Below are 19,081 nucleotides of genomic sequence, written 5' to 3' on the forward strand. Positions count from 1 at the left end.
TCACGAAGGATGTCGAGACAACAATCTCGTCATCCTGCGCATGGTTGATGATTGCCCATATCCGCAGAGTTCTGCGAAAAATCAATCAAACCGCTTTCTGATTCAGGCTCTCAGAAACTGCTCCGAAAATCGTCTGGTGAATCCCCACTAAATCATAGAAAAGTTTTTGGTGAAGCTTTTTTCAAAAAGCTTCAGAAGGCGCCGCCTTTTTGGAAAAAGGCGACACCCAAAAAACTTTTTGTTTTTTGTCAGAGATTTCTCGTGAAGTGCTCTCTGATTCTGGTTGAGGCAAAGGCCTGAAGAGCCCCCGCGTCGATGCTCTGAACCCGGAACGGTCACGCTGTGGGGGGACTGATCGGACAGCGCACTACCAGGTAGGGGGGCTGGCGCAGGCTGTGTCCGTCATTAAAGCCGGCCAGCCGGTTCCACTGACCGAGGACGCAATACACGTAGTTTTTGTCGGCGAAGATGCCATCCGGCCAGATAATTCTCTGGTCGCGGGCGATGACATCGATGCTGCCGTCAGTGTTTCTGCGCATGATCGCGTCATGTTCGCCCGCGGTGAGGTAAATGCGATTCCACGGATCGGTGGCGAGACCATCCGTCAGCACCTTTTCGCCAAGATCGGTGACTGCTTCGGAAAGCTGCTGATCCGTTGAGGAGAAATCGGACAGAAGGGCGGTCGGGAGGCTGTAAAGGCGCCGGCTGGTCAGGGGGGAGTAATACAGTGTGCTGCTGTCCGCGCTCAGGGTGATGCTGTCCACGCCGCCTGTTGGAAACTGTGCATGGCTGGCCTTGTAATGACGGGGTTTTCCTTCGAGGACGGCAACCAGTCCGGGTTCGGGAAGGATGGAAGGATGATGTGTCAGGACGCGTCTCTGTCGCCCTGACGCGACATCCGCGATGACAAGTCCGGGGGATGTTCCGAAGGACGAGTCCGCGACGAAGACCGTTCCCTTTTCACCGTGAGTCAGATCGACGCGCAGGTCGTTCATATGACTGTCGGGCAGCATGACAGGCGGTCTGAGCACGATATTCGCGATACGGGTTCGGGAGCCGGGGTCATAGCCGACTATCTTGGCGGCTCCGGGCGGGATCGGGTGCCCGACGATCTTGCCGTCGTCAATGAGCCAGAGCCGGCCTTTTGCGTCGGTTGTCATGCCATGGGGCGAGATCAGTCGCTGGCTGATCGGGAGCGACGACTGCCGGGTGGTTTTTTCATCCGGCCACGCAACGGCTTTTCCATCGATCAGTTCGGCCAGAGCGGGATGATTATGGTCTTCCGCGTGACGGGGAAAGGTGAGGAAGACGCGGTTGTCAGGGGTGACGGCGATTCCGGAAGGGCCGGGATCAGGCAGGGCGCCGATCACCTCCATTGTTCCGGTCGGGAGCATGTCCTGCGCCATGGCGGCTCCGTCCGCGGCCCGTTTGTCTTCGGTCTGTGAGCCTGCTTCCGGTGTCTTTGCGGCTGGTCTGTCTTCGGCGCGGGCAAAGGCGGTCATGGCAATGCTGGCCAGCGGCACCGCCGCCGCTCCGCCGAGAAGGCCGCGTCGTCTCATAGGCGTGGCGGAGCCTGAAGAGGCGTTTTGCTCTGACTTTGCGACCCTGCTGTCACGCGTCATTGAAAATCTCCTTTCAGTGCTTTTACGGCATTGACCGCGCAGGCCTCGTCCTTGTCGCCGCCTGGTGCGCCGGATACGCCGAGACCGCCGATGACCGTGCCGTCGGCCTTCCGCAACGTGGCGCCGCCGGGGATGAACAGGACTTCGGGAACGGTGTTCAGCGCGCCGTTGGAGGGGCCGGTCAGTTTTGCCGCGATCAGTTCGCTGGTGGTGTTTTTGTTGAATGCCTGACCATAGGAAAACGCTGTGTACGCCTTGCGGTAGGAGACGGACAGAGACTGTAGCGGGACGGTGTCGCCTTTGATCACCACCTGTTCGTGTCCGGACGGGTCAACCACGGCCGCGGTCACGGAGTAACCCTGCTGAGCGCAGAGGCGTACTGCCGTTGCGGCAAGCTTTTCCGCTGTTTCCCAGTCGAGTTTCTGTGTCGTGATCAGTGTGGAGGCATGCGCTCCGGAAATGCCGGCACCGGAAATGTCTGCATCGGAAATACTGACAGCCGCGATGACGGTGGTCGCGGTGAGAACGCAACGCCGGATGCGTTTCTGGATGTGTCCTGACATATCGGAAAATTCCTTTCTGAGACTTCAGAACGGTGAAGCGCTCCTGGTCTGTTCGCTTTCACGCCGGCGGCTTTCATGCCGGTATTTTTCGAGGCCGAGCCGGGCCGCGACCAGCATTCCGAGGCCGGCGCACAGGCCGCCTGTGAGGAAGACGCTTCCGTAGCCGGCCCGGTCCGCGACAGATCCGACAACCGGCCCTGTCGCGCCGTAAGCGAGATCCTGGAATGCGGCGAATCCGCCGAGCGCCGTTCCGCGAAGATGAGGCGGGACGATATGGACGACCTCGACACCCAGGGATGGAAACACCATCGAACAGCCTGCTCCCGTGAGCACGGCGCCCAGCAGCGCGATCCATGGGGACGGCGCCATCCACAGCAGCATCTGGCCGGTTGTCTCGACTGTCAGCGATGCGACTGCGACGGGGTAGCCTCCGATCCGGTCGGGGAGATGGCCGCACAGAATCCGGACGAGCACGAACGCCAGGCCGAAGCAGGTAAGTCCTAGTTCCGGATGGGGCCAGTGCCGGTGCGTGAAATAGAGCGCCATGAAGGCGCCGAGTCCTGCAAACCCGACACCCTGCAGTCCGACGGCGGCTCCGGGGCGCCAGATCAGGCCGATGACCCGCCAGAAGGAGATGCGCTGTCCGTCATGCACCGGCGAGGCCGGAACAGTCTGCACCAGCGCAAGGCCGAGAGCGGGCATGATGGCGGCTGCGAACATGACGCCGGCGAAGCCGGTTGCATGGAACAGCGCCAGGCCGGCGGGGGCTCCGGCGGCGAAGGCGCCGTACATGGCCATTCCGGTCAGGGCGAGAACCTTGCCGGCCCGTGGCTGTCCCATCAGGCCGATGCCCCATCCCAGCATTCCGACGATCGTGAGGCTTTCGCCCAGTCCGAGCAGAAGCCGGCCGGCAATCAGCAGGCCGAACGCCGCGGAGGTGGACAGAGACGGGAGAGCGGCAAGCGCACAGAGCAGGCTGGCCGCGATGTAAACCGCGAGGCCGCGCCGCATGCAGACGCGGCCGCCGCGCCGGTCTGAGACGATGCCGGCGTGATTGCGCGTGAGAATGGTGGACAGGAACGCGATGCCGACGGCGAGTCCCGCCAGCATGTTCCCGAAACCTGCCCATGACGTCACGAAAATCGGGATGACGGGCAGGGTGAGCGCCACCGCCATATAGGAAAGAAACAGGGCGATACTCAGCCGGATGAGAACGCCGGTTCCATGTTCCGTGGCGGTTGAGCTCATCGGCTGGTCCTAAAGCGGCTGGAGGATATGCACCTGAAAAGGACCGGCAAGGAGGGGCTCCAGTTTTTTCGCCATTTCTTTGAAATGCGGCGTTTCCATGTGGACCTGCAACGCTTCGCGGCTGTCCCAGCGCTCAATGAAAACGAATGTGTCCGGATCATCCAGATCACGATGTGGTGTGTAGAGGCTGTTGGTGCTCTCCGCGCGTGAGGGTGCTTCGCATGCTTTCATTGCGGCGGCGACTTCCGCGCCGTGTCCTGCTTTTGCCCGGACGATGGCGACGACTTCAATCTGAGACATGTCCTGTTTCTCCTGCTTTTCGTGTGCCGGCCGGCCCGGAGCAGGCCGTCATTTCCGGCGCGATGATGACTTCCGGAGGACTGATGATCCGCAGTGCCGATGATCAGCGGTGCCGGGGACTGCCGCTTCATTTCAGCATGAACTGTGTTTTTGTCACAACCTTGCCGGCCGCTTTATGTCGGATGTTTTATGCGGCGTGTCTGATCCTGCCGGGTCGCTTCCGGCGTGATGCCGGACGGGGTGAGACCGGAACAGAAACCGGGCCGGTCATGTAGCTGGACGGGAGAAGGGGTGGCAGCGTTTTCACTGGCTTCTGACGGAAACCGTGATCATTTCCGTGAGATCTGTTCCGTGGCATCGCGCAGCGCCGGAAATCGTTTTATGAGAGGCTGGTTATGAGAGCTGGCCGGAAAGGCTGGCCTGCTTTGTCTGTAAACGGAAAACGGATCTGAATGACATCTGACTCTGGCGTGACGCTCCCATGAATCAGGGGGCGATGCTTCTCGTATTCCTCGTGTTCTGCGGTGGTATGGCGGCGCAATGGATCGCCTGGCGTTTTAAACTGCCGGCGATCGTTCTTCTGTTCGGTCTGGGGCTACTGCTTGGACCGGGGCTGGACGTGCTGCACCCGTCCGATCTGATCGGGCCGTTATTTCATCCGATCGTCTCGCTGGCTGTTGCGCTGATCGTGTTTGAAGGGGGAATGGCGCTCGATTTCCGCCAGTGGCGGGAGGCGGGGGAGGGGATTCTCCGGCTGACGCTGATCGCTCTGCCTGTCAACTGGGTGCTCGGATCGGCTGCCGCGCATTATGTCGGTGGCCTGACATGGGGACCGGCCTGCCTGTTTGGCTCCATTGTCGTTGTTACGGGACCGACGGTTGTTCTGCCGCTTCTGCGTCAGGCCAAACTTCAGCCCCGCGTCGCAGCGTTCCTGCGGTGGGAAGCCATTCTCAACGATCCGGTCGGTGCGATTCTCGCGACCCTGGTGCTCGAAATTCTGCTGATGCGGCCGGATGAGGGGACTGGCGCCTTTGTCACCGGTATCCTGCCGCAGGTCATTATCAGTCTGGTCGTGTCGATCGGGCTGGGTATTGCGGGCGGCTGGGGTGTGAAGCAGCTTTTTGTCCGCGATCTCATGCCTGAACAGCTGAAAATGCCGCTGCTTCTGACGCTCGCGCTCGCGCTTTACGCGCTGGGCTCGCTGTTCATGGACGGGGCCGGTCTGATGGCTGCGACCGTGTTCGGCATGGCTCTGGCCAATATGCGGGTGCCCGGCCTGAATGAACTGCAGCGCATGAAGGAGAGCCTCGTGGTTCTCATTGTGTCGCTTCTGTTCATTCTGCTGACGGCGGATCTGCATCCTGTGGTGCTGGAGCGTCTGTCATGGCCGATATTCGCTCTTACCTGCGCGGTGATCTTCGTTGTGCGGCCTCTGGGCATCTATCTTGCGACCATCGGGAGCGCCCTGAGCTGGAATGACCGGATTTTCCTCGGCTGGATCGCTCCGCGCGGCATTGTGGCGGCCGCTGTTGCCGGTGTGTCGGGCATCCGGCTGAGTGAGGCTGGATTTGCGAGCGCCGAGTTTGTGATGCCTGCGGTTTTCGCGGTCATTGCGGCGACGATGCTGCTGCATGGTTTTTCTCTGACGCCGCTGGCCCGGCGGCTGCATCTGACGCTTTCGAATGTTCCTGCCCTGGCTCTTGTCGGTGCCAGTCCGTGGTCACGGGACCTTGCGGAAGTGATGATCAGAGCCGGGACGCCGGTGACGCTGGTCGATACGGCTGCCCGCGCTCTTGTGCCGGCGCGGCGGGCCGGAGTGCCGGTTCTTCATACGGAGATTCTGTCTGAAGCCGGGGCCGAGAGTCTTGAGGAGCTGCCGGCGGATTACCTGATCGCGGCGACGCCGGACGCAATTTATAACGGTATGGTCTGCGCGCATCTTGCGCCGCATTTCGGCCGGGCGCGTGTTTATCAGGTCAGCCCCGGGATCAGGCGTCTCGATCAGTACCGGGGTCTGAGCCGTGATGCGCGCGGCAAGGTTCTTGGGCAGCCTGAATGGAATTTTACGCTTCTCGACACTCTCTTTACCGATGGCTGGCGGTTTCAGGCGCTGGACGTTACGGCGGCTACGTTCGGGGCATTTTCCCGCCCGGACGGAAACAGACTCGTTTTTGTCAGCATTCGTCCGGGCGCCGGTTTCTCGATCCGGTCAGCCGAGGATGCACAGGAGGAGGCGCCGGCTGTCGGCGATATTCTGATTGCTTTCGTTCCGCCCGCGACAGCGAAGGCCGGGTCTGAGGCCGTTACGGCCGGCTGATGTGACCCTGTTTTGCATCCGGTAGCGGCGCATCTGATATGGGTGCATCTGATACCGGCGGAGTGATGCCGCTGGCGGAATGATATCAGGCGGGTGGCCGGACGGAGACTGAGGTCAGGCCGCGGGCGAGAACGTTGCGCAGATCGGCTTCGGTGAGCGCGATGCAGCCTTCGGTCGGACGTCTGTCCGGCGACTGGAGGTGGAGGAAGATGGCGGAGCCGCGTCCGGGCACGACCGGATCGTCATTGTACCCCAGGATGGCGACGATGTCGTAAAGGTGATCGTCGCGCCAGAGACGTTCGTGCCGGGCCGGATGAGGCAGGGTGATCCGCTGGTTGTAATCCGGGTGTGTGACGTCGTCGCACCAGCCATCCGCCGGGGAGAGGGGCTCGAGTGGCAGGCGGACGCCATCCGGTCCTGCGGCGCCGATTTCCGGGCGTTTCACGCGATCGGCGCGGTAGAGAACCCGGCGCAGACGAAGGAGGCCGGCGGGCGTGGCCTGATCGCCTTCCTCTTTATGCGTGCTTACGCCGTTCGCACCGATCACGGCGGTAAAAATCTGATCTGCGCAATGCAGTTGTGCAGCGCAGCCGCTTTCAGGCACAAGCGTGGCATGTATCATGGCGCCGTCTTTCCGGTGGATGATGTGCGATCTATACCGGAACAGAAGCGGACTGAAATGGCGCCGTCGTATATTTTATGCCACTCTGTCACGGAGTCGTGATGACACGAACTTCGTCTTTTCGTGAGCCGGACGGGAAGCTGAGTGCAAAGACCTGTTGTCGCGACGGCAAGGGGCGGTTACTGAGCCCGAAAATGAAGATGAGGTAGAGATGTCGGGTGCACGTCCAATTCTGATCGTCGACGATGACCAGACTCTTCGGCACATGCTTGTAGAGCAGCTTCAGGTGGACGGTGAGTTCAAGGCGGTTGAGGCAGCAACGGTGGAAGAGGCCTGGGCGGCTCTGAAAACCCCCGATGCGCGTTTTGACGCCATCATTCTCGATGTCTCGCTGCCGGACGGTGATGGTCGTGATTTCTGTGTTGACCTGCGGCGGGCCGGCATCAGAATGCCGATCATCATGCTGACCGGCTCTGACAATGAGTCGGATATTGTGCGGGGTCTGGACGCCGGGGCGAATGACTACGTCGCGAAGCCATTCCGGATCGCGGAGCTGCTTGCCCGTCTGCGTGCGCAGCTCCGGATTTTCGAGAACAGCGAGGACGCGGTCTTTACGGTCGGGCCTTATACATTCCGTCCGTCGGCGAAGCTCCTGGTGGAGACGGCCCGCAACCGCCGCATCCGGCTGACTGAGAAAGAAGCGGCGATTCTGAAATTTCTGTATCGCGCCGGAACCAGGCCGGTGCCGCGTCAGGTTCTCCTGAACGAGGTCTGGGGATACAATGCGGCTGTGACCACGCATACGCTTGAGACGCATATCTATCGTCTGCGTCAGAAGATCGAGCCTGATCCGTCGAACGCGACGCTGCTGATTACGGAGGGAGGCGGTTATCGCCTCGACCCTGAAGGCGGCGCTGCGAAACTCTGAGTCTCGGGGGCTGTCTTGCGGATGAGGGGAGGTTCCGGGGCTTTCCTCCGGCTCTCCTTCCGGGCGAAGGCGGCTTTTGTGAAACCGGATTGATTGCAGGAAACGCGATGAAGGGGTGATAGCCGCTTCATCGTTTTTTGCCCGCATGGTGTCCGGGGCGGGCCAAGAGCCCCTGTTTATGCTGACAGATCGATAACGACCGGCACGTGGTCGGACGGGGACGTCCAGTTTCGTGCTTCCCGCACGACTGTCATTCCGTCGAGAGCGTCCTGAAGGTCGGGCGTGATCCAGACATGATCGAGGCGGCGGCCGCGATTGGACGCCTGCCAGTCCCGGTTCCGGTATGACCACCACGTATACAGTTTTTCGGCTGGCGGAACGAAGTGACGCATCGCGTCCACGAAACCGGTTTCCATCCAGTCGGTCAGTCGTGTCGTTTCGGACGGGGTATGACTGACGACGTTCAGAAGTTGGCGGTGACTCCAGACGTCATTCTCCAGGGGGGCGACATTGAGATCGCCTACGATCACGGAGCGTGTCAGATGGTGGGTTCTGAACCAGGCCGTCACCTCATCGAGAAATGCAAGCTTGTGAGCGTATTTCGGGTTCAGTTCCGTATCGGGAATATCACCACCGGCAGGCACATAGAAATTATGGATTTCGACCGGTCCGCCGGCGCCTTTCACACGGGCTGCCACATGGCGGCAGTCTCCTTTCTCGCACCAGTCCGGGGTGTCATCGGAAGGCTTGAGCGCGTGGCGCGACAGGATTGCGACGCCGTTATACCCCTTCATTCCGCGCCGGATCTGGTGGGGGTAGCCCAGTTCGGCGAGCGCTGTTTCGGGGAAAAGGGGGTCGGGGACCTTGGTTTCCTGAAGGCAGATGACGTCTGGCGCAAGGTGGCGGATGAGATCGCCAAGCAGCGGAAGACGGAGACGCAGGGAGTTGATGTTCCAGGTGACGATACGCATGGGACAGGGGCATCGCTTATCGGCGGGCGCAGGGCAAGAGCGATTTCTCCGGTGCTGGCATCCACGGGATGTTTTCCGGGGGAAAGGAAATTCGGGGTCCGCACGGCTACGATGGGGATCACCGCGCCCTGACTCCGGATCTGTTTGTCATAATGGTTTCCGGAGACGGGTGGCGTTTCGGTGATTCGGGAAGGTTTTTCCCTGTTGTGCGTAATGATAACGGGGGCTTTTCTGGCGTTTATATCCTTTGCAGATACAGGTGTAGTGGCTTTTCGGGGCTTTGCCCCGAACCCCACAAAGGGACGCGGTCCCTTTGATCCCGGTTTGTTAAGAGACTGTTTCAAAAGCTTTACCGGGATAAAGTCTTTCATAACATACGAATAATATTATGTTTTTTGTCCCATTTATTCGCTCATCTAAGCCAGCCTCAAAAAAGGCGCGCCACGACAGGCCTTTGATAAAAACAATAAAAGTTTTTGGGTGCCGCCTTTTTCCCAAAAAAGCGGCGTCTTCTGAAGCTTTTAAAAAAGCTTCACCAAAAATTTCTTTACGATTTAAAGGGGATTTCACAGGAAGGCTTTTGAAACAGCCCCTGAGATAAAACAGCCGCTGAGATAAAGAGGTGCAGAGCAGCGTCCGGCTTTGTCTCCTGTTTGCAAAAGTCATAAACGCCTTTCCAATCGATAATTGTGGAAGGCTCTGTCAGGGGCATGTGCATAAGATGTTGCCGACCGGATAAACCGGCTTGCAAATCCGTCTGGCAGGACCGATTTCTCAGAGATGATGACCTCCGATAATGCTGCCGATTCCAAAATTTCCGCTGAAGCTCTGACGCTTCACCGGTCTCTGCTCACGCTGGACAGTCATATCGATATCCCGTGGCCTGACCGGGATGATGCGTTTCTGGATACGCCCCGGCGTCACGTTGATTTTCCGAAGATGAAACGGGGACATCTGACTGCCGGCTGTTTTGTCGCCTATATTCCGCAGGGGACTGTCGATGCCGAGGGGCATAAGGCGGCGCAGGCTCAGACCATCGGGATGCTGGAGGCGATTAATGCTCATATGCAGGGCACCCGCGAAGGTCTGACGGCCCGGATCTGTCAGACGGCTGCTGAGATTGAGACGGCCTTCAGGGACAATGTTCTGGCGGTCGTGCCTGGAGTGGAAAATGGCTACGGCATGGGTGAGGACATCAGCCTTCTCGCCCGGTTTCGGGACCTTGGCGCCCGGTATGTGACGCTGACCCATAACGGGCATAATGCGCTGGCGGATTCAGGTCAGCCCGACCGGCGCCTTGGTGACGCGGAGACCCGGCACGGTGGCCTTTCAGCGCTGGGCCGGGAAGCGATCGCGGAGATGAACCGCCTGGGGTTGCTGGTGGATATCTCTCATACGTCCCGGGACACGATGTTGCAGGCGGCGGAAGTGTCGTCGGTGCCGGTGGTGGCGACTCATGCCTGTGTGAGGGCTTTGTGTGACCATCCGCGCAATCTGGATGACGCGCAGCTCGATGCGCTGAAGGCGTGCGGGGGGCTTATTCAGATTACCGCTGTGAGTGGTTTTCTGCGGCCGCGTGCGGAGCTGGGAGGGCGAAGGGCGACCGTGTCGGAGTATATGGATCATCTGGATTACGTTGTAAGGCGCCTTGGTCCGGAATATGTCGGGATTTCATCCGATTTCGACGGGGGCGGGCAGCTTGATGGCTGGGAAAATGCGGCCGGTTCTCCGGCGTTAACCGCGGAGCTGATGCGGCGAGGATATGACCGGAGCGAGATTGCTGCGTTCTGGGGAGGGAATTTTCTCAGGCTGCTCGAAAAAGCGGATCGGGAAGCGTGTCGCTGACGTGAGGGGCTGATGTGATGATCCGGGCCATCAGCCGATCGCAAAGGGGCGATGGATGGGTATTTCGCCGTGACCCGGAACCGGCAGGTTAGCGCCGTATGGCGATCATCCGGAGGCGGGATTCGGGTCGGAAGACGCAGGCGATACGGGAGTGGAACAAACCGGGATCACACAGCCTGCGGACTTTCTGTGGCGTCCGGTGAATTTTGTCCACGTCCGGGATTGACTCGCAGTGATTTCAATCGCTTCCGGCGATTCGTCAGATCGGGTGGGGTCATTTGAAAAATAAACACAATGAAATCAAAGAGTTGATTGTGGTGTCTAAAATTTATGCAATCCAAGGTCCGGGGCGGAAATCCGGGGGGTCCATCAATCTGTCATCTTACGCTCCACAGAGTTATCCACACTTTCGGTGGATGATTTGTCATGACTGACGAAACCCCTCAGGCGACTGCGGATCAGGCCGGATCGACTCCGGAGGAGAGGCCGGCCACGGATGGCTCAGCCAGTCCGGAGACTCTTCCGGTGGTGAAGGGGGTGGAAGCCATTCAGGCGGCGCTGCGGACCATGCCGCTGTCGCCTGGTGTCTATCGGATGGTCGGGGCGAAAGGGGAGGTGCTGTATGTCGGGAAGGCGCGCGCGCTGAAAAAGCGGGTGACGTCTTACACGCAGCTGTCCCGTCTTCCTGAGCGGCTGCGTCGCATGGTCTCCGAGACGGTCTCGATGGAGATCGTCACGACGCATACTGAAGCCGAGGCGCTGCTGCTCGAGGCCAATTACATCAAGCGCATGAAGCCGCGCTTCAATATTCTGCTGCGGGATGACAAGAGCTATCCGTGGCTCGTTCTGACGCGGCAGCACGCGTTTCCGCAGATCGCCAAACATCGCGGCAAAATGGAGAAGGGGGCCAGTTATTTTGGTCCTTTTGCGTCCGCGTGGGCTGTCAATCAGACCGTCAGCATCCTGCAGCGCGTCTTTCTGCTGCGCACCTGTTCTGACTCGGTGTTCTCGTCGCGCACGCGCCCCTGTCTGCTGCATCAGATAAAACGCTGTTCCGCCCCATGCGTCGACCGTATCAGTCAGGAAGACTACGATCATCTGGTGACGCAGGCGGAGGACTTTCTCGAAGGCCATGACGCTGCGCTCAGGGCGGAGTTCGCCGCGGAGATGGAGCGGGCGGCGGAGGCGCTTGATTTCGAGAGGGCGGCCGTGCTGAGGGACCGGATCCGCGCGCTTGCGCAGATGCAGGAGTCCAATGTGATCAACCCTGCGTCCATCAGGGATGGCGATGTTGTTGCTGTCTGGCAGCAGGCGGAGCAGGCCTGTATTCAGGTGTTCTTCATCCGGGGCGGGCGCAATAACGGGAACCGGGCGTTCTATCCGGTGCATACACGTGAAGAGAGCAGCGCGGATATCCTGGCGGCGTTTCTTGCCCAGTTCTATGACGACAAGCCGCCGCCGCCGCTGATCCTGGTGAATCACGATCTTCCGGAGGCCGCGCTTCTTGCCGAAGCGCTGTCGATCCGGCGCGGTCAGAAGGTGGAGATCCTGCGTCCGCAGCGTGGTGAGCGGCGCGAGGTGGTTGAGCATGCAGGCACCAACGCCCGTGAAGCGCTTGAGCGGAAGCTGGCGGAGAGCGCGGGGCAGGCGAAGCTGCTGGAAGGCGTGGCCCGTGTCTTTGGGCTGGAAGCGCCTCCCGGCCGGATTGAGGTTTACGATAACAGCCACATTATGGGCACGCATCCCTATGGTGTAATGATTGTCGGGGGAGCCGAAGGGTTCGACCGGCGTTCCTATCGTAAATACGGGATCAAAGGTCCGATCACGCCCGGGGATGATTTCGCCATGATGCGTGAGGTGCTCGAACGGCGGTTTGGACGGACCTTGCGCGAGGCGGAGGCGTCCGGTGTGGCGGGGAGGCCTGAGGACTGGCCGGATCTTCTGCTGATCGATGGTGGCGCCGGGCAGTTTTCCGCTGTGCGGGAGGTGCTGGACGGGATGGGTGTGAGGGATGTGAAGCTCGTTGGAATTGCCAAGGGGCCGGACAGGGACGCCGGACGGGAGTGGTTCTACACCGGAGAGGCACCGCCCTTTCAGCTCGAACCGCGCGATCCGGTCCTGTATTATCTGCAGCGGCTGCGGGATGAGGCGCATCGGTTTGCGATCACGACGCATCGGGCCGGGCGGTCGAAGACGCTCGTAAAGTCCGAGCTGGACGAGATCCCGGGTATCGGGCCGGCCAGGAAACGTGCATTGCTGAACCGGTTCGGTTCGGCGCGGGCGGTCGGGCAGGCTGGTCTGAGTGAGCTTGAGGCGGCGCCGGGGATTAACCGGGAGACGGCGCGGGCGATATACGGACATTTTCATCCGGAACGGGCGCCCTGAGGGGCGTTCTGTGGGGTGTCCCGGCCGAGAGCCGGGCTGAGCCAGCCGGTGCAGGATATCGTGGGATGGATGAGAACGCCCGGTAAGACTGTCATGGAATTGCCACCGCGATGGGGGCACTTATGCGTGACAGACCGTTCCGGCCACGGGTGAACTGGAGTATCGTAGTTCCGATGATAACCGATCTGCCTAACCTGCTGACGTTGTCGCGGATCGTCGCCATACCGCTTCTGGTCGCGCTGGTCGCGATTAACCGGCCCGGCGCGGCGGCGGCGGCGTGTCTTCTGTTCATTGTCGCGGCCGTGACGGATTATTTTGACGGTCATCTGGCGCGGTCCCGCAAGCAGCAGTCGGATCTGGGGCGGATGCTTGATCCGATTGCCGACAAGCTTCTTGTCGGTGCGTCGCTGATGGTGCTGGCCGGGCTGAACCGGCTGGATTACGGCGCGCTCTGGCCGGCCATCGTGATCCTGTGCCGGGAAATCCTTGTCAGCGGTCTGCGGGAATATCTGGCCGGAACCCGGATCAGTCTTCCCGTGACGCGGCTGGCCAAATGGAAAACCGGCTTTCAGATGACGGCGATCGGCTTTCTGCTGGCTGGTGACAGCACGGGAGTCCTTCTGGGGATGCCGTGGCTTCCTGTGGGTCTGATGGGATCGGTGATGCTCTGGATTGCAGCGGTTCTGACTCTGATGACGGGATGGGATTACCTGATCGCGGGACTGCGGCACGTTGAACAGGCGGCGCCTGTGACAACGTTTGATTCCGCTCCCTGAGAAGAATTCAGTCAGTTTTGTGAAAACCGGATGTGGTGCGCATGTGATGTGGCTGTACAGTGCCACTCCGCCGGTAAAGATGTGATGAGAGTGTATTGCTGGTAAGTGCTGATTTACCTTGGGCTGTCACACTTGTATCAAGGGGCCGGCAAGAGCGTGGATACCGCGCACAGGCCAATTGAGACGAGGAAAGATTAATGCGGAAAGCCGCTCTTATGGCGTCATTACTGGTGTTGAGCGGATGTTCCGGCTTTGACAAATGGCTGACTGATACGGCGACGCTGCCGGGTGAGAACCCCAATGCGCCTCATGGTGACTCCGAAACGATCCGTCGGGTCCGCGGGTATGGTTACGCGGAAACTCCTCTGCTGCCTGAGAGCGGAAATATCTGGCCCGGTGCGCCTAAGCCGCTGCCTTCGCTGTCAGACGTGGCGGCCGAGCGCGACGCTGTTCCTGGTTCCGGCCCCAGGGGAGAACTGCCTGACGGAGGAAATCTCTCGATGGGCGAGGACACCGACAACAGTTTCTCCGGAGCGGGGCTTCCGAGCCAGGAGCCGGATGTGGCGCAGAAATTCGGAGCCGGCAAATCGGCGAATTCGACAATCGAAATTCCGAATGGCGACGGCACGACGACGATCATTCATCCGGATGGCTCGATCAGCACCGTGAAATCATCGACTGTTCATCCGGCGGGCGCTAAGAACAGCAATGGTAAATCCGCGGCCGGTGCGGACACGCCGGCGGCTCCGGTTCCGGCTCCGGCGCACTGATCAGTCGCGCCGACGTTTGCGGTGAACCGGCGTCTGTCGTGGTCGCACAGGGGAATGGGATGAGCGGCACAGTCACGATTCTGTATTTCGCGGCCTTGCGGGAGCGTGTCGGTCGCGGACGCGAGGTGGTTCCGTTTGGGGATATGCCGACTGTTCGCGCGCTGCTTGAGGCGAGGCGCAGAGAGGATGCCGGATTTAATGATGCGTTCTCCGGGCCGGGTCAGGTGCGGGTTGCCGTCAACAAGGTTCTGGCGGATTTCTCAACCCCCCTTCATGCCGGGGATGAGGTGGCGTTCTTTCCGCCTATGACGGGAGGATAGGCGCGGGTTCCCGCCATGCGTAACCCGTTGAGGAGCCTGTGATGTCCGGATCATCTCTGAGAACTGCTGCAGTGCCGCGTGTAAGAGTGCAGGACGATCCGTTCGATATCGCGGCGGAGATGGAATGTCTGCGTCAGGCTTCGGTCCTGGTGGGCGGGATCGGTTCTTTCATCGGGGTCGTGCGTGGCGGTGGCGGTCTGGTGGCGCTGTCACTGGAGCACTACCCGGGCATGTGCGAGCGGATACTCACCGACCTCGCAACGGAAGCGACTGAGCGGTTTGATCTTTGCGGATGCACGGTCATTCATCGCGTGGGGCGTCTTCTGGTCGGTGAACCGATTGTGCTGGTTCTGGCGGCGGCCGCGCATCGTGCCGCGGCTCTGGATGCGACACGGTTTCTGATCGACCGTCTCAAGACCGGGGCGCCGTTCTGGAAGTCAGAGGAGTTTGACGATGGCCGGTGTCACTGGGTCGAAAGTCGGGCAGTGGACGAGGAAGCGGCTGCGGGATGGTAGCCCCGCGGCTGGCGAAAATAGTTTTAGCATTCCGCTGAGTGGGAATTCCCGGCCTGTTCTGTAACGGGGCGGGTTGTCAGCCGTGCCATGCGGGGTCGGCGGCGCCGGGCCGGATGCCGGATGCCGGCTTCAGGGTTCCTTCATAGCCCTGAAGAAGTGTCGGAGCCCAGGCGACGATCCACTCGTTTACGGATTCGATAAAGCGGCTTGTAAATGGTGACCGGCCGACCCCTGCTTTCGTCCAGTCGTCCAGTGAGGTGCTGAGCTTCGCGGTGCCTGGTTCGGCCGGACTCAGTGCGGTGATGACGGATTCAAAATTGATGCCGTTATCCGGGGCCCGGACGGCGTGCGACCAGAAGGCCACAACGAGGACCGGCGGCATCGGGAAGCCCATGACGCGCAGTCGCCGGAACGCCAGGCTGATTGCCGGAGACGCTCCTGCTTCGTCCGAAAGCGTTACGGTGTCGAAGGTGGCGATGCACTGCCTTGTGTTCTGCGTGGAGGGCAGCATCTGCCTCATATAGCTCCGGTCATCGTGGCAATGAGATTCAAGCTCATCGCCCGCATCGGCCGGGATGGAGGCTGTGGTCGCATTAGCGATGATCACACCGGTCACCACGCCCCGGTCTGTTCTGACGAGGACATTGCTGGTCAGTTCACCGTGCGGGCCATCCTGGGTTGTTACGACGGGGTGCCATATGCCGGCCGGCAAGGGCAGCTGCCGTCCGGCAAACGGCAGAAGATCCTGCAGTTCCGACTCGATCGGCGGTGCCGCGGCCATTCCGTTTCCCTGTGACGGCGCTGCTGCGTCTCCGGGTGCCGGCGCGGGGCCATTCTGGCCGGGGGCGCCGGAAGAGGCTTCGTCAGGTGCGGGTGAGGCTGCGGGAGCGTCTCTGCCCAGCAGATGATCGACCTTGTGTGTCAGCTTCGCAAAGGGAGGGAAGACACGGACCAGCCAGGGGGCGGGGTAAAAGACAGTGATGGTTGTGAAGAAGACCATACTGAAAAGGGCAAGGCGCCAGAGTGGCGCCCGGCGCCAGAGGCGCGAGGCTGAGGACATGATGCTGCTGTGTCAGGGTGTCAGATGGGCGCGGGCGGGGGAGACGGATTCATCGGCGATCTGGGCGGTGATGCCATCCTCGCCATTGGTGATGCGTACCATTTTCGCGCCCTGCTGACGGGCGACGATCAGCGACTCGCTGATCATTTCTTCGATCGAGCGCACCAGATCGCGGGCGGAGGCGGCATCTCCCATCCGCATCTGGCGCCGCATGACCTCGACGAGGATAGCGGGGTCGATTCCGCCGGTTTCCACTTTCAGCCCGTAGCTTTCAATCATTGTCTCGATTTCAAGGGCCGAGACACGGGCGATATCCAGACCTTTCAGAGCGCGGAAGACAAAAATGCGATCGAGGCGGTTCAGCACTTCCGGCGCGAAGCCGGCCTGACGAAGCGCCTCGACCGATTCGGCGCGCATTTTGTCCGGATCGTCGGAAAGGCGGTCGGCGATGCTGGTAAGGGCTTCGGTCGCGATGTTGGATGTCAGAACGAAAATAGACTGCACCGTTGAGACGTGAGCCCCGGTGGACGCCTCGGTGACGTAACCGTCATTCCAGGCAATCAGGAACTGTTTGAAGACATCGGGGTGCGCTTTCTCGATCTCGTCGAGCAGAACGACTGCGTCCGGTTTTTCTTTCAGGCCACCGGTCAGCTTTCCGTAGGTGTCTGAGCCGACATAGCCTTTGGGCGAGCCAAACAGCTGGGTTGCGGCGTGCGGGCTGCTCATCTGCGTCATATCGAAATGCAGCAGCGGGCGCTCAAGCTGCCGGGCCAGCTGTTTCGCGAGATAGGTTTTACCGGTGCCGGGCGGGCCGGCGAGAAGGAAGATACCGACGGGTTTGCCCCGGACATGCAGCGCGAGCCGGCGACGCAGCTGGGCCGCCATATCCTCGCACACCTGATCCTGCCCGATAACGCGGGCTCTCAGATTGGCGGCGAGTTCCTCGGCGTCAATGGTTGTGTCCCGCTGCTCGCGTGCGAGCATCTCTTCAAGGGCATGCCGATTGGTGAGCCGCGCCAGAACGTCCATCATCCATCCCCGTCTGCGAAGTAGCCCTTTGCGTGCCATGCGTTCGGCACGCGTCTCGAATAACAGTCCGGCAATCGTAAACAATGCTCCTGCCGCTGCCAGCATCGGCCACACCGGTGCGCACCATTTCATGAAATGGTCCAGACTGGCGAGCGAAAGATGCAGACTGGCCGCGGCCTGAAGGCTCGCGAGCAGAAGAAAGACCACCATCATGACCGGCATGAACCGGTTCAGTGCCGGAAGCAGACCCTTCATAGCACGATTCTCCCGCCTGTGCGTGTCCTGATCTGTCCGGTCCGGCTCAGCGATCCATGATATGCTGACCCATGATATGCCGATATCAGACTCATTGGGCTATCACGGTCAGGGTCAGGTATTCGTCGCGATGAATGGCTGGCAGTTCCATGGGGCCGAGTATCGTCAGCGCGCCGGCTGCAATGCCTGCCATGCCGGGGTCCGAGGCCGGGTTCACCTGAACCTCACCGCTGACAAGGATGGGCAGGAGGACAGAGACCGGTTTTTGTGACAGCGGAACGATGCGTGTCACGGGTCCGGACTGGACCGACACGGCTCCGCCGTGACCGCCGGCGTCGAAAAACGGCAGATTCACGAGGCGGTATTCTTTCCGTTTGATGCCGGCGAGAATTCTGGCCTGATCGGACGGGGAGTATCCGGCGTCACGCAGGGCTCTGGCGGCATGTTCGGGCGCGATGAGAGCGAATGCGCCTGCGATCTGAGGACCGTTATGGGTCGGGGGTGGGCTCTCCGTTGTCCGCTGCATCGCGGGCGGGGGAGGGGACGCCGCGTTCTGACCGGCGCTGTTCAGCCAGAATCCACCTCCGGCCAGCAGGCTGATTCCTGCTATCGTCATCACCATGGCGCGCATTCCGCCGCCGGAGGTCTCGGCTTCCGGGCGGGCTTTGCGAAGAGGATCGGGCGGCTGACTCATGGCTGCGACAATCAGACATCGCGCCGCGAAGCTGTGCAAGAGAATAGCGTCATAAATTCCATGTAAGGTCGTGCCTTAACGTAACTGAATATGGCTCCGGCGCGTCTGTGCGGGTGGCGGGAAGTGCGCTCTCTTGCGGCTGGTCTGAAAATGCCCTAGATAAGCGATATTCCTTTCATCTTCCGCTTTTTTGGGGGGTGGCCCTAGCGGCCGCCTTTTTTGTTTTGGACGAAGATTTCTCGACGCACACGGGTCTTGAGGGCCGCATTGCAGAGCTGATCATGCCTGGACTGGCTGATCTCGGCTTTGAGCTGGTGCGCGTCGCTGTCCTCGGGCGTGACACGCCGACTGTTCAGGTGATGGCTGACCGCGCCGACGGGTCTCTGATCACCGTGGACGACTGTGAGCGCATCAGTTATGCGGTCGGTGCCATACTGGACGTTGAGGATCCGATTCCGGGCAACTGGACTCTGGAAGTCTCGTCTGCGGGGATCGACCGGCCGCTGACGCGGTCGAAAGACTGGGACCGTTTCGCGGGACATCTTGCAAAGGCGGAGGTTATGGTGCCGGTGAATGGCCGGCGCCGGTTCTCCGGCGTGGTTCTCGGCGCCTCGGAAGAAGGTGGTCGTCTCCGTCTGGATGACGGGAGCGAGGTCGTTCTTCCGTTTCGTGAACTGCGTAAGGCGCGGCTTGTGCTGACCGATGCGCTGATCGAGGCGACGCGGCAGACGGCGCGTCCGGAAGCGCCGGCGGAGGAAGCCGGACCCGAAGCTGACGGGAAGAAAAAGTCTCAGCATCGCCATTAGGCTGTTATGCCGGGGTGGCGAAACTGTTTGTGTGCTATCATATGCGGACTGTCGG

At 60.7% G+C, this 19,081-nt stretch carries 19 protein-coding genes and 1 pseudogene; 10 read left to right on the forward strand and 10 right to left on the reverse strand.

Going from position 1 to position 19,081, the window contains the following annotated elements:
- Positions 1 to 101 (forward strand): annotated as a pseudogene (locus tag GOB93_RS06955) (IS5/IS1182 family transposase); the annotation flags it as partial.
- A 234-nt stretch (positions 102 to 335) separates the two neighbouring features.
- Here the strand turns inward: GOB93_RS06955 and GOB93_RS06960 are convergent.
- Genes GOB93_RS06960 through GOB93_RS06975 form a run of 4 tightly spaced genes read right to left on the reverse strand, consistent with a single transcriptional unit; the run spans position 336 to position 3,733 of the window.
- Entirely contained in the window at positions 336 to 1,622 is a 1,287-nt protein-coding gene (locus GOB93_RS06960) for a major royal jelly family protein (protein WP_242010596.1), read from the reverse strand.
- Positions 1,619 to 2,185, reverse strand: coding sequence for a GlcG/HbpS family heme-binding protein (locus GOB93_RS06965; protein ID WP_173582787.1), 567 nt, complete (start codon positions 2,183 to 2,185; stop codon positions 1,619 to 1,621). Before GOB93_RS06965 ends, GOB93_RS06960 begins: the two co-directional genes overlap by 4 nt.
- Positions 2,186 to 2,209: 24 nt before the next feature.
- Entirely contained in the window at positions 2,210 to 3,433 is a 1,224-nt protein-coding gene (locus GOB93_RS06970) for an arabinose transporter (RefSeq protein WP_173582788.1), read from the reverse strand.
- Positions 3,434 to 3,442: 9 nt separating this feature from the next.
- Positions 3,443 to 3,733 carry a putative quinol monooxygenase gene (locus tag GOB93_RS06975; RefSeq protein ID WP_173582789.1) on the reverse strand — a complete coding sequence of 97 codons (291 nt, stop codon included), beginning with the start codon at positions 3,731 to 3,733 and terminating at the stop codon, positions 3,443 to 3,445.
- 481 nt (positions 3,734 to 4,214) lie between these two features.
- Here GOB93_RS06975 and GOB93_RS06980 point away from each other — a divergent pair, with 481 nt between their 5' ends.
- On the forward strand, positions 4,215 to 6,050 hold the full coding sequence (locus GOB93_RS06980) for a cation:proton antiporter (RefSeq protein WP_173582790.1): 1,836 nt from the start codon (positions 4,215 to 4,217) through the stop codon (positions 6,048 to 6,050).
- Positions 6,051 to 6,135: 85 nt separating this feature from the next.
- On the opposite strand, the gene GOB93_RS06985 is transcribed toward GOB93_RS06980, so the two are convergent.
- Entirely contained in the window at positions 6,136 to 6,672 is a 537-nt protein-coding gene (locus GOB93_RS06985) for a L,D-transpeptidase family protein (protein ID WP_173582791.1), read from the reverse strand.
- 211 nt (positions 6,673 to 6,883) lie between these two features.
- On the opposite strand from GOB93_RS06985, the gene GOB93_RS06990 reads away from it, so the two are divergent.
- A complete protein-coding gene (locus GOB93_RS06990; protein WP_173582792.1) occupies positions 6,884 to 7,600 on the forward strand; it encodes a response regulator transcription factor in 717 nt (238 codons plus the stop codon).
- A gap of 176 nt (positions 7,601 to 7,776) precedes the next feature.
- Here the strand turns inward: GOB93_RS06990 and GOB93_RS06995 are convergent, their stop codons facing one another.
- Together GOB93_RS06995 and GOB93_RS07000 are read right to left on the reverse strand one after the other, a co-directional pair.
- Positions 7,777 to 8,571: an exodeoxyribonuclease III gene (locus tag GOB93_RS06995; protein ID WP_173582793.1), complete on the reverse strand. Its 795-nt coding sequence runs from the start codon at positions 8,569 to 8,571 to the stop codon at positions 7,777 to 7,779.
- Between the two features lie 327 nt (positions 8,572 to 8,898).
- Entirely contained in the window at positions 8,899 to 9,237 is a 339-nt protein-coding gene (locus tag GOB93_RS07000) for a hypothetical protein (RefSeq protein ID WP_173582794.1), read from the reverse strand.
- Between the two features lie 117 nt (positions 9,238 to 9,354).
- Between GOB93_RS07000 and GOB93_RS07005 the strand changes: the two genes are divergently transcribed.
- From GOB93_RS07005 to GOB93_RS07030, 6 genes are all read left to right on the forward strand, one after another.
- Positions 9,355 to 10,416: a dipeptidase gene (locus GOB93_RS07005; protein ID WP_173582906.1), complete on the forward strand. Its 1,062-nt coding sequence runs from the start codon at positions 9,355 to 9,357 to the stop codon at positions 10,414 to 10,416.
- A gap of 426 nt (positions 10,417 to 10,842) precedes the next feature.
- Positions 10,843 to 12,801, forward strand: coding sequence for an excinuclease ABC subunit UvrC (gene uvrC / locus GOB93_RS07010; protein WP_173582795.1), 1,959 nt, complete (start codon positions 10,843 to 10,845; stop codon positions 12,799 to 12,801).
- A 173-nt stretch (positions 12,802 to 12,974) separates the two neighbouring features.
- Positions 12,975 to 13,577, forward strand: coding sequence for a CDP-diacylglycerol--glycerol-3-phosphate 3-phosphatidyltransferase (pgsA, locus tag GOB93_RS07015; protein ID WP_173582907.1), 603 nt, complete (start codon positions 12,975 to 12,977; stop codon positions 13,575 to 13,577).
- Positions 13,578 to 13,774: 197 nt separating this feature from the next.
- Positions 13,775 to 14,347: a hypothetical protein gene (locus GOB93_RS07020; RefSeq protein WP_242010597.1), complete on the forward strand. Its 573-nt coding sequence runs from the start codon at positions 13,775 to 13,777 to the stop codon at positions 14,345 to 14,347.
- 59 nt (positions 14,348 to 14,406) lie between these two features.
- Positions 14,407 to 14,667 carry a MoaD/ThiS family protein gene (locus GOB93_RS07025; RefSeq protein ID WP_173582796.1) on the forward strand — a complete coding sequence of 87 codons (261 nt, stop codon included), beginning with the start codon at positions 14,407 to 14,409 and terminating at the stop codon, positions 14,665 to 14,667.
- Between the two features lie 41 nt (positions 14,668 to 14,708).
- Positions 14,709 to 15,182 (forward strand): molybdenum cofactor biosynthesis protein MoaE, encoded by a 474-nt coding sequence (locus GOB93_RS07030; RefSeq protein WP_173582797.1) that lies wholly within the window; start codon positions 14,709 to 14,711, stop codon positions 15,180 to 15,182.
- Positions 15,183 to 15,258: 76 nt separating this feature from the next.
- Here GOB93_RS07030 and GOB93_RS07035 read toward each other — a convergent pair whose 3' ends face one another.
- From GOB93_RS07035 to GOB93_RS07045, 3 genes are all read right to left on the reverse strand, one after another.
- Positions 15,259 to 16,242: a hypothetical protein gene (locus tag GOB93_RS07035; protein WP_173582798.1), complete on the reverse strand. Its 984-nt coding sequence runs from the start codon at positions 16,240 to 16,242 to the stop codon at positions 15,259 to 15,261.
- A gap of 12 nt (positions 16,243 to 16,254) precedes the next feature.
- Positions 16,255 to 17,526: an AAA family ATPase gene (locus GOB93_RS07040; RefSeq protein ID WP_173582799.1), complete on the reverse strand. Its 1,272-nt coding sequence runs from the start codon at positions 17,524 to 17,526 to the stop codon at positions 16,255 to 16,257.
- Between the two features lie 91 nt (positions 17,527 to 17,617).
- The gene (locus tag GOB93_RS07045) at positions 17,618 to 18,220 is read right to left on the reverse strand and encodes a hypothetical protein (RefSeq protein WP_242010598.1); all 603 of its coding nucleotides are present in this window, start codon (positions 18,218 to 18,220) and stop codon (positions 17,618 to 17,620) included.
- Positions 18,221 to 18,417: 197 nt separating this feature from the next.
- Here GOB93_RS07045 and rimP point away from each other — a divergent pair, with 197 nt between their 5' ends.
- Positions 18,418 to 19,026, forward strand: a complete 609-nt coding sequence (gene rimP / locus GOB93_RS07050) for a ribosome maturation factor RimP (RefSeq protein ID WP_173582800.1) — start codon at positions 18,418 to 18,420, stop codon at positions 19,024 to 19,026.
- The last annotated feature ends 55 nt before the right edge of the window (positions 19,027 to 19,081 follow it).

Origin of the sequence: Acetobacter musti, from assembly GCF_011516835.1 — a bacterium.
GTDB classification, from domain to species: Bacteria; Pseudomonadota; Alphaproteobacteria; order Acetobacterales; family Acetobacteraceae; genus Acetobacter; species Acetobacter musti.

What these genes read in the sequence shown, in the direction of transcription:
- pgsA (WP_173582907.1), top strand. Translation starts at nt 12,975, where the DNA reads ATGATAACCGATCTGCCTAACCTGCTGACGTTGTCGCGGATCGTCGCC.
- GOB93_RS06990 (WP_173582792.1), top strand. Translation starts at nt 6,884, where the DNA reads ATGTCGGGTGCACGTCCAATTCTGATCGTCGACGATGACCAGACTCTT.
- GOB93_RS07030 (WP_173582797.1), top strand. Translation starts at nt 14,709, where the DNA reads ATGTCCGGATCATCTCTGAGAACTGCTGCAGTGCCGCGTGTAAGAGTG.
- GOB93_RS07025 (WP_173582796.1), top strand. Translation starts at nt 14,407, where the DNA reads ATGAGCGGCACAGTCACGATTCTGTATTTCGCGGCCTTGCGGGAGCGT.
- GOB93_RS06985 (WP_173582791.1), bottom strand. Translation starts at nt 6,672, where the DNA reads ATGATACATGCCACGCTTGTGCCTGAAAGCGGCTGCGCTGCACAACTG.
- GOB93_RS06980 (WP_173582790.1), top strand. Translation starts at nt 4,215, where the DNA reads ATGAATCAGGGGGCGATGCTTCTCGTATTCCTCGTGTTCTGCGGTGGT.
- GOB93_RS06975 (WP_173582789.1), bottom strand. Translation starts at nt 3,733, where the DNA reads ATGTCTCAGATTGAAGTCGTCGCCATCGTCCGGGCAAAAGCAGGACAC.
- uvrC (WP_173582795.1), top strand. Translation starts at nt 10,843, where the DNA reads ATGACTGACGAAACCCCTCAGGCGACTGCGGATCAGGCCGGATCGACT.
- GOB93_RS06960 (WP_242010596.1), bottom strand. Translation starts at nt 1,622, where the DNA reads ATGACGCGTGACAGCAGGGTCGCAAAGTCAGAGCAAAACGCCTCTTCA.
- GOB93_RS07035 (WP_173582798.1), bottom strand. Translation starts at nt 16,242, where the DNA reads ATGTCCTCAGCCTCGCGCCTCTGGCGCCGGGCGCCACTCTGGCGCCTT.
- GOB93_RS07040 (WP_173582799.1), bottom strand. Translation starts at nt 17,526, where the DNA reads ATGAAGGGTCTGCTTCCGGCACTGAACCGGTTCATGCCGGTCATGATG.
- GOB93_RS06965 (WP_173582787.1), bottom strand. Translation starts at nt 2,185, where the DNA reads ATGTCAGGACACATCCAGAAACGCATCCGGCGTTGCGTTCTCACCGCG.
- GOB93_RS07000 (WP_173582794.1), bottom strand. Translation starts at nt 9,237, where the DNA reads ATGACTTTTGCAAACAGGAGACAAAGCCGGACGCTGCTCTGCACCTCT.
- GOB93_RS07005 (WP_173582906.1), top strand. Translation starts at nt 9,355, where the DNA reads ATGACCTCCGATAATGCTGCCGATTCCAAAATTTCCGCTGAAGCTCTG.
- GOB93_RS06970 (WP_173582788.1), bottom strand. Translation starts at nt 3,433, where the DNA reads ATGAGCTCAACCGCCACGGAACATGGAACCGGCGTTCTCATCCGGCTG.
- GOB93_RS06995 (WP_173582793.1), bottom strand. Translation starts at nt 8,571, where the DNA reads ATGCGTATCGTCACCTGGAACATCAACTCCCTGCGTCTCCGTCTTCCG.
- GOB93_RS07020 (WP_242010597.1), top strand. Translation starts at nt 13,775, where the DNA reads ATGCGGAAAGCCGCTCTTATGGCGTCATTACTGGTGTTGAGCGGATGT.
- GOB93_RS07045 (WP_242010598.1), bottom strand. Translation starts at nt 18,220, where the DNA reads ATGAGTCAGCCGCCCGATCCTCTTCGCAAAGCCCGCCCGGAAGCCGAG.